Below are 14,339 nucleotides of genomic sequence, written 5' to 3' on the forward strand. Positions count from 1 at the left end.
AAACACATGAAGTATAGTTTGCCCAACTGATGGAACGCTATGAGCCATAAACTGGTTTTCTCCCCTGCAATCGAGCTATAATCAAAGATAAATACCAACAACATGTGCCCCTGGACAGGGGTAGGCAAAGGAGCTCTCACGCATGGAATCCAGACTTGATATCATCGTCCGCTCAACGGAAATCGATGTGAACGGCCACGTTAACAATGCCAAATACTTGGAATATCTGGAATGGGGCCGTGAAGAATGGTACGAGCTTTCCCAGCTGTCCTACGAGACCTTTGGCTCGATGGGCATTCAAACCGTAACGGTGAACATCAACATTAATTACAAAAAAGAGTGCAAGCAAGGTGAACACCTCACCATTACCTGCCGCCCGGATAAAATGGGACGCTCCAGCTACGTGCTGAAGCAGGAAATTTATAACGAGCATGGGGCGCTATGCGCAGATGCTCTGGTAACCAGCGTCACTATGGATAGCTCGACACGCAAAAGTGTGGAAGCGCCCGAGGCGCTGCGGAAACATTTTAGCTGAAAAAGAATGCTTTAATGGCTCTTTGTGGATAACTTTTCCCCGAGAGGTGTCGGCATGCCGTCCATGCTGATCATGTTTTTCTCCTGCCAATATGCCAGCAGACCTTCTTCGCCTTTAGTCACAGCCCATTTCTGCAGCGTATTACGCTCCCCCTCATAATTGTAATAAGGTACGCTGAAACCGCAGGAGGTCTTGACCTCATGAACTTGAACATTGATGATTTGCCGAGCTCCAGGCAGCATAGTGAACATGGGGGCTAACGCCTCCCACTCCGGGGTTTCCGGCAGAACGACGCGCCCTTGCCCATATAAGCGCAAAATCATCGGCGGCCCTTCGAATGCCGTGAACATAACCGTAATTCGGCCGTTCTCTTCGAGATGCGCACTCGTTTCGTTCCCGCTCCCCGTTAAATCCAAGTAGGCCACTTCATTCGCATTAATAATACGCAGAACGTCATGGCCTTTCGGTGATAAATTCACATGCCCCTCCCCCGACAGTGGGGCCGATCCTACGAAAAAGATGTGCTGTTTCGCAATAAACGCCGCATGCTCCGGCAGTATGGCCTCAAATGATTTCCCCATTGCGTTTTCCACCTTTCCATTTTCTTCTATTATGCTCCTCCTTACTCTATTTGTGAAATACATTTCTTAGACATGCTTGATAGTTATTACCTATGGATCTGCCGTATAACTTTCAAAAAAACATGGAAATATTTTGTATAATTTGAGAACCTTGGAGACATACTTAGTTGGTAGAAAAATGAGGAGGTGAGTGTTCATGTCAACGAACAATCAAAACGATGTGGTAAGTCATGCCATCAATGCGGCCCAGGCCAATGCGGAAGACAGCCAAGCGCAGCAGCAGGTGGAAGAGCTAAGCTCAATGCTGCAAAGCTCAACGGCCGATGCCAATGAGGATACGTCCTCTGAAGAGGAGTAGTACAACGCTATTTTTACATGAGACAAAAAAGAGCTTTCCCACAGGTCATCTGGACCTAGGGAGAGCTCTTTTTATATCCAGCAGGACTAGGTTCTCTACCTCCTTCCCCATGAACCAAACGCCCATCCGCGGAATAAATTGTAGCAAAAACGTTAGGGATGGATGTTAAGCATGGACGGATTAGATCACCCCGTAGGTATACAAACCTATCAACTGCTTCGCGACAAATTAAAATTGTTATACCCCGCCGTTATCCATCACACGCCTTACACGGCGGAGCGCGCCATGAACGTAGCGATTGTTAATGCCGTTAACAAGCAGCTTCGCGATCAAGGCTACCCCAAAAATCCGATGACAGACGTTACCGCCTATTATGAACTGAAAAATAATCAGCGGGGCGTGCTCAGCCTGACCTTATGGAATTATGCATTTTCCGGCGGCGCGCATGGTCTCACGATTCAAAACGCTTTAACTTTCAATACAGAAACCGGCAAGGCTTATGCGCTAAAAGATCTATTTAAACCGGGCAGCAATTATGTTGGCAAGCTAAGCGAAATGATTCAAGCTGAAATTAAACTGCGGGATATTCCGTTGCTGGTTGATTTTAAGGAAATTCGGCCGGATCAGGATTTTTATATCGCTGATAAGTCGCTCGTTATCTATTTTCAAGTCTATGAGCTGGCAGCTTATGTGTACGGTTTTCTTTATTTTCCTATTTCTGTGTATGCCATTCAAGACATCATTGCCGAAGATGGTCCACTGGGTAAAATGTTCAGTTAAACGCAGACGATAATTTGTCGGCTGAACTTTCCTTTGTTGACTGCGCAGCGCTCCGCAATGTGGAAGCCCGCCATCTCGATGAGCGGATCGATCTGCTCCGTCGTAATAATGACCGCACGCAGCGCCAAGCGGCGTGCGGACTGCAGCATTTGCAACTGCTCGTCCTCTGGCAGCTTCGAGCATAGGTTGTACGGCATGTCGAGGATTAGCGCGTCATAGCGGCTCTGTGCGCTGCCAGTGGGGGCAGCAGCTGAGGTAGGGGAGGTCGCTGGCAGGCCCAGCGACCTCATGTCTGCGAGCGTGACCACGTTCGGCATGCCGAAGTGGGCCAGATTCACCCGCGTACCGCGCACAGCCAGCGGGTTCATGTCATTGCCGACGATGTCGATGCCCATCGACATCGCTTCCACCAGCACCGTGCCGATGCCGCAGCACGGGTCAATGACCCGCGTGCCCTCCGTGACGGGCACGGCAATGTTCACCACCGCCCGCGCTACGCGCGTACTCAGGGCGGTGGAATAGTTCTGCGGCTTCTGTTGATGCAGAAGCCAAACGGCTTCGCCGTAAGAGCAGTCGCCGAATAACCAGCGGCCTCCCAGCTGCGTCACGGCGAACCACTGCTCCGGCTTCCGCATCTCCGCTTTGCCGCCGAGATGCCGGCCTAGTTCGCGTTCGACGTCCCGCCGCCGGTCATAGCCCACCGGCGTGTCCGTCTCCGCGAACACAACCTTGAACGTTGACCCGCGCACGGTCAACGTCTGGACCTGCGAGGCCAGTTCCGACAGACTGCCGGCCTCGAACACAACATCCAGCCGCAGCTTCAGGAACGGGCTGCGGCTTGGTTCCACCCTGCGCGGGCTGATCGCGTAGCCCGCGCCGAGCACGGTTCCTGCGCCCAGTAAGGTGCGCAGCTCTAACTGACATAACGCCTGCTCGTCTTCATGGCAGGCGTAAATATATATATGTTCCATAGATAAGTTTCCCTCATTTAAATATAAATCTGTGTTAGGCGGTGACATCTTTGCTTTCGCTTAGGAATTGCTCCGTAACCTGCTTCATGAAGGTTCTGGTCGTCTGACACAGGAACATATCCTTGCGATATACAATGCCAACTTCCTTTTGCGGCACAGGGTTCATAATCGGAATGCAGCGGATCTCGCTGCTCTGAATGCTTGCTACATAGGAGCCAGGCAAAACCGCGCCGCACACATTATTTTTAGCCATTTGCAGTAAAGATTCCAACGTGGACAACTCCAACACCGGCTTACATAGCAAATCCGCTTGTTTGCAGCATGCCTCTATCATATGCCGGACGTAAAATTTCTTAGGAAGCATAGCTACTGGAAGCTGAACAAGATCCTCTAGCCGAATCTCCTTGGCGCCAGATAACGGATGATCTTTCGAGACGACTAACCGTAGTTTTTCCTTATACAAAGGAATCTGAACAAGCTGCTCATTCTCTTCCGGCAAAAAAACAACGCCTAAGTCCAGCTGATTGTTCAGCAATCCTTCTATCGTCTCTTCGGTGGCCAGCTCGGCTACCGACAGCTCTATTTTCGGATACTTGGCGTGAAAAGCCATAATCGTAGCCGTCAGCAGATGATTGCCTGAGCAGCCAATTCGCAGCCGTCCCCGCTGCATGCCTTGAATCTCATTGAAAGCAGCCTGCGCTTGGTCCAGCTCATGGAAAATATTCCGGCTGTGCTTAAGCAGAATCTCTCCCGCCTCTGTCACGTAAACTTTTTTGCCGATGCGCTGGAAAAGAGGTGAACCGACCCGCTGCTCCAAGGTGCGAATTTGCTGACTTAACGTCGGCTGACTAATCCCTAGCTTCTCGGCGGCTTTCGTGAAATGCAGTTCTTCGCATACAGCCAAAAAGTAGGCCAATAACCGATAATCCATCCTCTTAGCCTCCGTTCATAGCGATTAACTATGATCGTAATTGAAATTTCACAATTGATCAATGATTGTTATTTTTCTATAGTATAGAATAACGGTTAAGATCGTAAACGAAAGGTGGTTACTTACCATGTATGGACAAATTCGATTTGAACGCAATCCGCACCTCAAAACAAAACCAGGCATCCAGGATGACTTAGGATTTGGACGTATCTTCACAGACCATATGTTTGTACTGGACTACGAGCAAGGACAAGGTTGGCACGATCCGCGGATCATTCCTTATGCACCGCTCTCTTATGACCCTGCCGCGATGATTTTTCATTATGGGCAAGCTGTTTTTGAAGGGTTAAAAGCATTTCGGACCGAAAGCGGTGAGATCCAAATTTTCCGCCCGGACCAGAATGCCAAACGACTCAATCGTTCGAGTGAACGCCTTAATATGCCTCCGATCGATGAGACATTCATCGTAAACGCCATTCAGGAGCTCGTTCGTGTCGATGCGGACTGGGTACCAAGCAAACAAGGCGCGTCTCTCTATATTCGTCCCTTCGTGATTGCTACCGAAGCCGGTCTAGGTGTACGCCCTTCTTCGCGCTACTCCTTCGTCGTCATTATGTCGCCAGTTGGCGCTTACTATGAGGAAGGCCTTCAGCCCGTCAAAATCCTCGTAGAGAGCCACTACGCTAGAGCAGTTCAAGGCGGCACTGGCGGCGCCAAAGCTGCTGGTAACTACGCAGCTAGCTTGAAGGCGCAAGTGCTCGCTAAGGAGCATGACTGCGCTCAAGTGCTGTGGCTGGACGCTATCGATAAGAAAAGCTTAGAGGAAGTCGGCAGCATGAACGTCTTTTTCAAAATCGGCGGGGAAGTTGTGACGCCAAGCCTCAGCGGCTCCATCTTGGAGGGTATCACCCGCAAAAGCATCATCCACTTGCTGAACGATTGGGGCATCCCCGTCACGGAGCGGAGAATCTCCATCGATGAAATCGTGCAAGCCTATGAAAACGGCACGCTGGAAGAGGCCTTCGGCACTGGCACAGCCGCCGTTGTCTCGCCTATTGGCAGCCTGCTGTGGCAGGGCACTCCAATGATCATTAACAATGGCGAGATCGGTGAGCTCGTCCACAAGCTTTACGACACGATCACTGGCATCCAGTACGGCCGTATCGCGGATAAACACGGTTGGATGGTAACTTGCTAAACCTACCCGGATATATTGAAGAACCTTTCCTTCCACACAGGTGGCTTGAAAGGTTCTTTTTTCGTCCCCCTCCAGCACCACCCCGTCACACTATTCACCTATAGCCAACTTCCACCTCACCAGCCACTAACAAATTTCAAAAACCTAGCGAGAATTTCGCTAAGGCTTTATCTCAGGGAACTTGAATCCAGGTTGGAGAAAGAGTTGCGGGTTTGCGGGCTACCGAATGGATGGATTCCTCGCAATTAATGCCAATTACTCCTGGCACTTCCACCAACACAAATAAAATAAGGGTTAAGCTTCCGCTCAACCCTTATTTCGTTTATTTATGATACGGTGCGGCTTGCTACCTTTAACGGCACGTTCTCAACGAGACCAAGCGCCCGCGCTGTTGAAGAATCAATTTGTTTGATAAGCTCAGGGTTTTTCAAAAGTGACACTCCGAAAGAAGGAATCATCTCTTTGATTTTTGGTTCCCACGCTTTTACCTGTTGCGGGAAGCACTTTTTGATTAGGTCAAGCATAACGGAAACCGCAGTAGATGCCCCCGGAGAAGCGCCTAGCAACGCAGCGATTGAACCGTCAGCGGCACTAACAAGCTCTGTACCAAATTGAAGTGTTCCTTTGCCGGCAGCCGTATCTTTGATAACCTGCACACGCTGGCCAGCGATGACCAAATCCCAATCCTCGCTTTTGGCGTTCGGCACAAACTCACGCAAAGCTTCCATGCGCTGTTCTTTGGATAACATAACTTCCTTGATCAGGTATTTCGTTAATGACATGTTTTTGCTACCCGCCGCAAGCATCGTTACAAGATTATCCGTTTTGACCGAAGTAATTAAATCAAACATGGAGCCGGTTTTTAAGAACTTCGGTGAGAAGCCTGCGAATGGTCCAAAGAACAATGACTTTTTCTTGTCGATAAATCTTGTGTCCAGATGAGGAACCGACATCGGAGGAGCACCTACTGGCGCTTTGCCGTATACTTTTGCAAAATGCTGTTCTACAATTTCCGGTTTCTGACACACCATAAATATGCCGCTTACCGGGAATCCGCCGATCCCTCTTCCTTCAGGGATACCGGATTTTTGCAGCAAATGCAAACTTCCTCCGCCTGCGCCGATAAAGACAAATTTCGCTGTATGATGATCGACGTTACCGCTATCGAGGTTCCGCACTTTCAGCTCCCACGAGCCATCGTTCGTACGTTTCATATCATCCACGCTATGTTTGAACTTAATATCGACGTTTTGGCTCTTTAGGTGAGTAAACAAGTTCCGCGTTAATGCGCCAAAGTTGACATCAGTGCCTGATTCAATTCTTGTTGCCGCGATTGGTTCATTCAATTCCCGATCTTTCATAATAAGTGGAATCCATTCCGCTAGTTTAACCGGGTCATCGGAAAATTCCATCCCTTGAAACAATGGATTGCTTGTCAGTGCGTCAAAGCGTTTTTTCAAAAATGCTACATTCTGTGCCCCTTGTACTAGACTCATATGAGGCAGCGGTGCGATAAAGTCTTGTGGATTGCGAATCAAATTGCTATTGACCAGGTAAGACCAGAATTGTTTGGAAATCTGAAACTCTTCATTCGTTTTGATAGCTTTGCTAATATCTATGGATCCGTCCGCTTGTTCGACGGTGTAGTTAAGCTCACATAATGAAGAATGTCCCGTTCCCGCGTTATTCCATTCGTTAGAGCTTTCCTCTCCAGCGCTTGCGAGTTTCTCAATCACTGTAATTTCCCATTCCGGCACTAACTCTTTCAACAGTGACCCCAAGGTCGCACTCATGATTCCGGCACCAATTAAGATAACATCTGTTTTAATTTGTCTGTTGCTCATTTTAACCGTCCTTATACCCTAAGATTTGCAGAAAGGATGTAGGCGTTCTTGGTTAGACGCTACAGCAAGCCAGGGAGCAAGCTAGTCACACATCTTTTCTGGATCAAAACTAACCCAATTTCATAAAATATTTATTTAACTATTATATGATAGTTATAAGCCATACGACAAGAAGTAAGGCAAAGAAGCCTTGCAGGATAATCCTTACAGCCTGCCAATAAGCTTCCACGAAAGCCATTTCAGTGGCATTTATACCTATCTTTACATAGTAATTTGATGCAATTTATCGTATTTAACCCCGCAGTAGTAGACTGCGGGGCGAATTCTGTTACAGCGACGTGAACTCTCAGTGCTGCTCAGGCGCTTCTTTCTTTTCCTGATCAGCCACGATTTTCCCGTCAATATCGATAATATCCTTGGATTTCACAGCTTCATCTCCGAAAAAGTCTCTCAGCTTGTTCTTTGCCTTGAGCTTCACGTCGTCATCGATGTTCTTCGCGACAACGGCGAGAGCTAATCCAAGGGCGCTCAGATCATCGACATAGCCAACAACCGGCAGTAAATCCGGGATAAGATCCAGCGGCAGGATGAGATAGCCAAGTGTCCCGTAGATTTGTACTTTAGCTTTGAGTGGTGTTCTTGGACTTTCAACCGCATAGTAAAGCAGCAAACCGCTGTAGACCGCTTTGCTTCCTACCTTTTTAGCGCCTTTTTTCAGTTTGGACCAGAAATCGTCCGGATTGAAATACTTTTGATATTTAGAAGCGTCCATATTGATCACTCCATTCTTATCCCAATTATACCATTATTGATGGCAATGAGCGAAATCATACCCTCTCGCACCCACAGCACAAAGGCTACTCCCCTAGGAGCAGCCCGATAATGGCCACAAGGCCAAATATAGTTAAAGTGATACCTGATATCCGGTTAATCCAGCGATACACGGACTCATGAATGCGATCGCGAAACATCCCGATCACGAAGCTAAGCGCCAACCACCACAAAGCAGAGCCGGCGAATACGCCAATCACCAAAGCGATAGCCGCAGCCATGCCGGTTTGCGCGCTACCCATACCTAAGCCGGCAAATGCGCCGAGGAAGGACATGATGGTCATTGGGTTGGTGATAGTGAGCATAAGAGTCGACGCATACGATTTGAGCAGCGTGTCGCCAGTGGCTTTGGCCGCTTCTGTAGCAGGCCGAGAACGAAAGGTTTGCACGCCTAAGTAGATCAGGAATAAACCGCCCACCGCTTGCAGCAACACTTTCTGGTCAAGGAGAAAGCCGGTGACAAGTGTCAGACCGAAACCAGCGATAAAGCCGTAGAAAGCGTCTGCTGTCGCAGCACCCAGCCCTGACAGAAAGCCATGCAAGCGGCCCAAGGCGATTGTTCTTCGAATGCATAAGATACCAATGGGTCCGACCGGCGCTGCGATCGAGAGCCCAAGTAAAATACCTTTCAACAATGGAATGAGCATAAATTACAGCACCTGATCTCCATCGTAGGTAGCAATTTTTTTGTAAAGATCCGGACGACGGTCGCGGAAAATGCCCCACTCGATCCGTTGAATTTCCAACTGATCCAGGTCGAACTCAGCGACAAGCACTGTCTCTTCCGTGCGGCCTGCCTCCTCGATCATGTTGCCTTGCGGGCCGGCAATGAAAGATGAGCCATAAAAGTCGATGCTGGAATCCTCATCCACTTCTTTGCCAATGCGATTCGAAGCAATAACCGGCATCAGGTTCGACGCGGCGTGTCCGCGCATACACATTTGCCAGTGATCTTTCGAATCAATGGAGCCGTCCTGCGGCTCAGAGCCGATTGCCGTTGGGTAGAACAGCAGCTCTGCACCCATCAAAGCCATCACTCTTGCAGCTTCCGGGTACCATTGATCCCAACAAACGCCTACGCCGATTTTGGCGTAACGGGTTTTCCACACTTTGAAGCCGGTGTCGCCAGGATTGAAATAGAACTTTTCTTCATACCCCGGACCGTCCGGAATGTGGCTTTTGCGGTATGTGCCAAGCACTTGACCATCGGCGTCAATTACAGCTAGCGAGTTGTAACGTGCATAATTCTTTTTCTCATAAAAAGAAATTGGCAGCACAACTTGAAGCTCTTTGGCAATTTCGCGGAAATGATTGATTGCTTTATTATTCTCTAGTTCTGTAGCGTAAATGTAATAATCCGATTTTTCTTTTTGGCAGAAATAAGGCGTCTCAAACAGCTCTTGAATCAAAATAATTTGCGCGCCTTTCGCGGCCGCTTGGCGAACTAACGCCTCTGCTTTGCGAATGTTTTCATCTATGTTTGTGGAGCAACTCATTTGCGTTGCCGCTACTTTGACATTTCTCACCATTCATCACCCTTTCTGGCTTACAGGCATTTGTTGCGTTGTACAGTGGACGTTTCCGCCTTCTTTGATAATGGACATGCCATTGATTTTGCGAATTCTGCGATCCGGGAACGCCGCGCTCAGCACTTCTTCTGCTTTGCGATCCGTCTCTTCTGCTGTCCCACCGAACACCGGCAAAATGATACCGCCATTTACAAAATAAAAGTTCAAATAGCTTAGCGTTAAACGCTGCTCTTCAAAAAACGTGAGGGGTGGCTGTTCGATTTGGATAATCTCGAAGGAACGGCCTTTGGCATCTGTCGCATTGCGCAGAATCTCTAGGTTTTCCTGTGTGATGGCATAATTGGCATCGGAAGGGTCATTGCACACTTGCAAAATGACTTTGCCCGGAGCAGCAAAGCAGGCGATGTTGTCGACATGACCGTCTGTTTCGTCCCCGTCGAGTCCCTTGTTCAGCCAGATGATTTTCTCAACATTCACGAAGTCCTTAACAAGTCCTTCAATCGCTTCACGACTGAGTTCCGGGTTACGGTTCGTGTTCAGCAAACATTCTTCTGTCGTCAAAAGCGTGCCTTCTCCATCGACATGAATGGAGCCGCCCTCCATCACTAGCGGAGCGTCAAAACGCTTCACACCATGATGCTCCAAAATTTGCGGAGCCACGTTATCATCAAGGTCCCAAGGCGCGTATTTGCCACCCCATGCGTTGAATTTCCAATTGACCGCGGCAATCTCTTGCTGCTCGTTCAGCAAAAAGGTAGGGCCGTTGTCACGGAACCAGGCATCATTATGTTCAATCATTAGGAAATCAACATTATGCTCAGTAAACATCGCTTTGACCTGATCGGCATCGGCAGGGTTTACAATGACTGTCACAGGCTCGAACTCAGCGATAGCTTTCGCCAAATCCGCATAGCCTTTCGTTACAACGGCATGATCTTCTGGGTACACCATGGAAGCTTGGACAGGCCACGAAATGAATGTGCGTTCATGTGTTGTCCACTCTGCGGGCATTTTATAGAGTAAATCCTTAGGTTTCGTCAATTCATCCATCTCACTTTATATAAAATTTATTGGGTTGATCCTGATTATACGAATTTGAGGCCAAAAAGCACCGTCTTTCATCATATAACAAAAGGGGCTTCCACTCAATGTATAGAGGTTTACAATTTTAGAATGTCATGCTAATCCGTATTCAAAGTCCATCCAGAATTAACTTCGTATAGTTTGCTTCCAGTTAATGAACATTAAAAAGGCTTGAACAGCGCACAACACATTAGGGAGGATGACGACTTTGGCAACTATTTTACACATTACCGCACACCCTCATGATCATCAGACTTCCTTCAGTATGGCTGTAGGGAAATCCTTTATCGACGCTTATCGGGAAGCCAATCCTAACGACGAAGTGATCCCAATCGACTTATACAAAATCTCGGTACCCCACATTGACGCCGATGTGTTCAGCGGATGGGGCAAGTTAAGGAGCGGCCAAGAATTTAATTCGCTAAGCAAAGACGAACAGGCCAAGGTGGCTCGACTTGGAGAATTAACCGACCAGTTTGTCGCCGCGGATAAATACGTTTTTGTAACTCCGATGTGGAACTTTTCCTTTCCTCCAATTATGAAAGCCTATCTCGATTCGTTGTGTACAGCAGGTAAAACCTTCAAATACACAGAAAGTGGTCCAGTCGGCTTATTGCCTGATAAAAAGGCGCTGCACATCCAAGCCCGAGGCGGCGTGTATACCGAAGGTCCGGCAGCTGCTATGGAGATGGGACATCGGTATATTGGCATCATTATGTCCTTCTTTGGCATTACCGACTTCCAAGGGCTTTTTGTGGAGGGACATGCTCAGTTTGCTGATAAAGCGCAGCAAATTAAAGAAGAGGCGATTGCTAAGGCCAAGGTTTTGGCGAAGAGCTTCTAGCGGCCTCTTTCTAGAGACATCCACCTTGCTTAACACATAATGAAATCAAAAAAAAAAGTCTGTCCCAGAAGTAGCTAATCGTAGCACTTCTGGAACAGACTCAAGTAGTTTTTAAATGAGGGGCTAAGCGGCTTGTATGTGCTTAGCTCCTTTATTTTGTTGAGGGAGCACAGAGCGGGTAATGCTGCGGTTTTTCAGAGCTGTAACGATGAAAAACAGCGTTACAGTGCTTCCCTGCCGCTACTGAGGCCGCTTTAACGATGTATAACATCGTTAAAGTCAGTGCAGAGCGAGCAACGCCGCCCTTCTCCAGGCTGTAACGATGAAAAACAGCGTTACAGTGCTTCCCTGCCGCTGCTGAGGCCGCTTTAACGATGTATAACATCGTTAAAGTCAGTGCAGAGCGGGCAACGCCGCCCTTCTCCAGGCTGTAACGATGAAAAACAGCATTACAGTGCGTGCCAATGTTGTGGGACAGAGACATGGTTTATGTTTTTTTGCGGCCCCGGTATTGCCCCGTACGCAGCTCCAGAATGTAAGCATCGGCATCAAGCATCTGCTCATCCTTGGCATGCTGCACAGCAAGCTCGATATCGTAGGGAACCCTCACATGCTGCAGATTAAACGTACCAGGCTGCTTGCTGTGATAATGCCCTTCCAATAGGACATAAGAAGCCTGCGTCATATCTAACGGGTTGCCTACGCTGCCAGTATTGAAAAGCATTCGTCCCTTGAGAATTTGCAGAAAAGCATTGTGGACATCGGCGTAGCCTGCCACATCCGCTTCCCTAGGATCCCCGCAAGCCTCTGAGGATTCGAACATCGACAAGCGACTCTCCATAGAATCCCACGGCTGGATGCGTTCATAGACGCTCCTTGGTGAAGCGTGGAACAATCTCACAAACTTACCGCTCATCCAAAATTCATAGGAAAAAGGCAGCTCTTTTAAATACGTCGTCCGTTCTTTCCCTAACCGTTCCTGCTGCCAAAGTAAAATCGGGTCCGTCACCTTGTTTCCAATGAAATCATCCCAATTTCCTTTGATCACCACATCACAGGTTTCCCGTACACGGTCCACGACCTGTTCGGAATGCGGTCCTTTGCCGACGAGATCGCCGAGACAAATGATTTGCGTCACATTCCGTTCCTGAATATCGTGCATGACCGCTTCATATGCAGGCATATTGCCATGGATATCTGAAATAAGGGCTAGTTTCTCCATCAAGCTGCACCTGCCTTTAGGTTAAAATGGTTCCTCCGCTGGTTTTGCTGACACTGACAATTCCGCCCCTCTACCTGCCCTCCGAACCAGAAATGGGTACATCAGGTATAGGCCAAATCCATACAGCAGCACAGCTATGTAAACGGGAAGCAAATGAATGAAATCTGTATAACCAATGTGAAAATGGACCAGTAACCCCGCTGTAAAGCCTGGTATTCCGCCCCACAGAAATGTCCACCAGAGCCAGCTTTCGCCTTGGTTCACTCCCCAGAGGGCTGAACCTGCAATCGCTACAGCCAATGAAAATAAGGCGCCCCCAAAACCCGCCCTATCATGCGCGATAAGCGGAATAAGATGCTCGTTCCAATCAGCAAGAAGCTGAGCGGTTACACCGAGATAAGCTAAATCGGTCGGCACGAACACTTGAGTGATCCCGACGAAAGCAATGGTCAACCCGCCTATCGCCAGACCAAATCCAAGCACGACGAAGCAGCACTGCCCCCACTGGGCTCTGCGCCAGACCGCGTCATTCCGTAAGCCCGGCGGTTTCCGAGAAGGGTAATCTTTCAACCCGCGTAGGGTGAGCAGCAGCATGGGAAGGAGCACGGCGGCTGCGATAGCATGCAGCGGATCGAAATAGCCATAGCCGAGATACAAGAAAAAGCTGCTGAACCCTACTGTACATGAGGCAAGGAGCGCGGTGCGAGCCCAGTGCGAGCCAAACCGCAGACCATGTGTGGCTAGTTGGTAATAAAAAATGCCAAGCGAGATCATCGTCCCCGCTAAGGTAATACGGTCATGGGACATGAAATGTATAATATGCCCATTAAATCGATTTATGACACTTCGGCTCACGCCAAGGAAGGTTTCATCATAAGGCAATAGCACGCTGGTTGAGGCGATCAGCCAAGCCAGCACACCGCCGATCATCATGGCAATGCCGAGCAAGCTCATCCAGCCCCAATTCGCCCAAAACGACGGCGGCTCTGGCTCCACTATTTCACGAATGCGCTCATAGAGAACCGCTTCGTTCATTCGCTTAGGCAGCCCTGGCCCCGCGTAGACAAGCCCGCTGTGCAGCTGCACGCTATTCGCGCCTGCGGCCAGCAGCTCTAGGGCATCCTGCGGCTGGCCGGCAGCGCCAGCCGCAACGATCGTGGCCGTCCCAGCTGCGCGGAGCCGGCGAACCAGGCTCAGCTGTGCGCTGAGGACAGCATAGCCGCCAACGCTGATGCGGCGGCTTCCCTCCTCGCGCAGCGCTTCGCCGACGACGACCCCGCTCCAGCTCGCCAGCTGGGCGGTGAGTTCCCGCAGCATCCCTTCGGGCAGCTGCGGCGGCACATACAGCAGCGCAGGCTTGCCCGCTGCTGCTGCTAGCTGGCGTACCTCCGTGAGGTACGCCAAAGCTTCATCCGGTGGCCAGCCTTCGGCGAGGCCATCGATATAGAAGCCAGCCGCGTACGGCGCCAGCTTCTCCAGCAGCTCCTGCTGCTGAAGCAGCGCCTCGGGCGGCGAGCTGCCCGGCATCGGCCGCAGCCGCACGAAGTGCGGCAGGCGATGCCCTGTGCCCTTGCGCAGCCGCTCAGCGAGCGCATCTGCGCCAGCGTTGGCATAGCCATCGGGGTACACGAT

The 14,339-nt window shown here is 49.6% G+C and carries 16 protein-coding genes; 5 read left to right on the forward strand and 11 right to left on the reverse strand.

The window, feature by feature from the left end; translation table 11 throughout:
- Positions 1 to 142: 142 nt before the first annotated feature.
- A complete protein-coding gene (locus AC58VC_RS29440) occupies positions 143 to 535 on the forward strand; it encodes an acyl-CoA thioesterase (RefSeq protein ID WP_497374084.1) in 393 nt (130 codons plus the stop codon).
- A gap of 11 nt (positions 536 to 546) precedes the next feature.
- On the opposite strand, the gene AC58VC_RS29445 is transcribed toward AC58VC_RS29440, so the two are convergent.
- Positions 547 to 1,116 carry a pyridoxamine 5'-phosphate oxidase family protein gene (locus tag AC58VC_RS29445; RefSeq protein ID WP_497374086.1) on the reverse strand — a complete coding sequence of 190 codons (570 nt, stop codon included), beginning with the start codon at positions 1,114 to 1,116 and terminating at the stop codon, positions 547 to 549.
- A gap of 196 nt (positions 1,117 to 1,312) precedes the next feature.
- Between AC58VC_RS29445 and AC58VC_RS29450 the strand changes: the two genes are divergently transcribed.
- Together AC58VC_RS29450 and AC58VC_RS29455 are read left to right on the forward strand one after the other, a co-directional pair.
- Positions 1,313 to 1,474, forward strand: a complete 162-nt coding sequence (locus AC58VC_RS29450; RefSeq protein WP_497374088.1) for a hypothetical protein — start codon at positions 1,313 to 1,315, stop codon at positions 1,472 to 1,474.
- A gap of 171 nt (positions 1,475 to 1,645) precedes the next feature.
- Positions 1,646 to 2,254 carry a DUF3298 and DUF4163 domain-containing protein gene (locus AC58VC_RS29455; protein WP_497374090.1) on the forward strand — a complete coding sequence of 203 codons (609 nt, stop codon included), beginning with the start codon at positions 1,646 to 1,648 and terminating at the stop codon, positions 2,252 to 2,254.
- Here the strand turns inward: AC58VC_RS29455 and AC58VC_RS29460 are convergent.
- Together AC58VC_RS29460 and AC58VC_RS29465 are read right to left on the reverse strand one after the other, a co-directional pair.
- Positions 2,251 to 3,225: a TRM11 family SAM-dependent methyltransferase gene (locus AC58VC_RS29460; protein WP_497374092.1), complete on the reverse strand. Its 975-nt coding sequence runs from the start codon at positions 3,223 to 3,225 to the stop codon at positions 2,251 to 2,253. The genes AC58VC_RS29455 and AC58VC_RS29460 overlap by 4 nt on opposite strands.
- A 34-nt stretch (positions 3,226 to 3,259) precedes the next feature.
- Complete coding sequence (locus AC58VC_RS29465) at positions 3,260 to 4,156, reverse strand: LysR family transcriptional regulator (protein WP_497374094.1); 897 nt, start codon at positions 4,154 to 4,156, stop codon at positions 3,260 to 3,262.
- A 127-nt stretch (positions 4,157 to 4,283) separates the two neighbouring features.
- On the opposite strand from AC58VC_RS29465, the gene AC58VC_RS29470 reads away from it, so the two are divergent.
- On the forward strand, positions 4,284 to 5,354 hold the full coding sequence (locus tag AC58VC_RS29470; protein ID WP_497374098.1) for a branched-chain amino acid aminotransferase: 1,071 nt from the start codon (positions 4,284 to 4,286) through the stop codon (positions 5,352 to 5,354).
- Positions 5,355 to 5,680: 326 nt separating this feature from the next.
- Here the strand turns inward: AC58VC_RS29470 and AC58VC_RS29475 are convergent, their stop codons facing one another.
- From AC58VC_RS29475 to AC58VC_RS29495, 5 genes are all read right to left on the reverse strand, one after another.
- The gene (locus tag AC58VC_RS29475; protein ID WP_497374104.1) at positions 5,681 to 7,198 is read right to left on the reverse strand and encodes a malate:quinone oxidoreductase; all 1,518 of its coding nucleotides are present in this window, start codon (positions 7,196 to 7,198) and stop codon (positions 5,681 to 5,683) included.
- A gap of 346 nt (positions 7,199 to 7,544) precedes the next feature.
- Positions 7,545 to 7,970: a YkvA family protein gene (locus AC58VC_RS29480; protein ID WP_497374106.1), complete on the reverse strand. Its 426-nt coding sequence runs from the start codon at positions 7,968 to 7,970 to the stop codon at positions 7,545 to 7,547.
- Between the two features lie 85 nt (positions 7,971 to 8,055).
- The gene (locus tag AC58VC_RS29485) at positions 8,056 to 8,676 is read right to left on the reverse strand and encodes a LysE/ArgO family amino acid transporter (protein ID WP_497374108.1); all 621 of its coding nucleotides are present in this window, start codon (positions 8,674 to 8,676) and stop codon (positions 8,056 to 8,058) included.
- A gap of 3 nt (positions 8,677 to 8,679) precedes the next feature.
- A complete protein-coding gene (gene aguB / locus AC58VC_RS29490) occupies positions 8,680 to 9,555 on the reverse strand; it encodes an N-carbamoylputrescine amidase (RefSeq protein ID WP_497374110.1) in 876 nt (291 codons plus the stop codon).
- 6 nt (positions 9,556 to 9,561) lie between these two features.
- Positions 9,562 to 10,608, reverse strand: a complete 1,047-nt coding sequence (locus AC58VC_RS29495) for an agmatine deiminase family protein (RefSeq protein ID WP_497374112.1) — start codon at positions 10,606 to 10,608, stop codon at positions 9,562 to 9,564.
- 241 nt (positions 10,609 to 10,849) lie between these two features.
- Here AC58VC_RS29495 and AC58VC_RS29500 point away from each other — a divergent pair, with 241 nt between their 5' ends.
- Entirely contained in the window at positions 10,850 to 11,485 is a 636-nt protein-coding gene (locus tag AC58VC_RS29500) for an FMN-dependent NADH-azoreductase (protein ID WP_497374114.1), read from the forward strand.
- 151 nt (positions 11,486 to 11,636) lie between these two features.
- Here the strand turns inward: AC58VC_RS29500 and AC58VC_RS29505 are convergent, their stop codons facing one another.
- From AC58VC_RS29505 to AC58VC_RS29515, 3 genes are read right to left on the reverse strand one after another with little or no spacing between them, the layout of a single operon-like run.
- Positions 11,637 to 11,969, reverse strand: a complete 333-nt coding sequence (locus AC58VC_RS29505) for a hypothetical protein (RefSeq protein WP_497374116.1) — start codon at positions 11,967 to 11,969, stop codon at positions 11,637 to 11,639.
- A gap of 3 nt (positions 11,970 to 11,972) precedes the next feature.
- Positions 11,973 to 12,707: a metallophosphoesterase family protein gene (locus AC58VC_RS29510; RefSeq protein WP_497374118.1), complete on the reverse strand. Its 735-nt coding sequence runs from the start codon at positions 12,705 to 12,707 to the stop codon at positions 11,973 to 11,975.
- 21 nt (positions 12,708 to 12,728) lie between these two features.
- The gene (locus AC58VC_RS29515; RefSeq protein ID WP_497374120.1) at positions 12,729 to 14,336 is read right to left on the reverse strand and encodes a beta/alpha barrel domain-containing protein; all 1,608 of its coding nucleotides are present in this window, start codon (positions 14,334 to 14,336) and stop codon (positions 12,729 to 12,731) included.
- Positions 14,337 to 14,339 lie beyond the last annotated feature (3 nt).

This window comes from Paenibacillus sp. J22R67 (genome assembly GCF_059692175.1).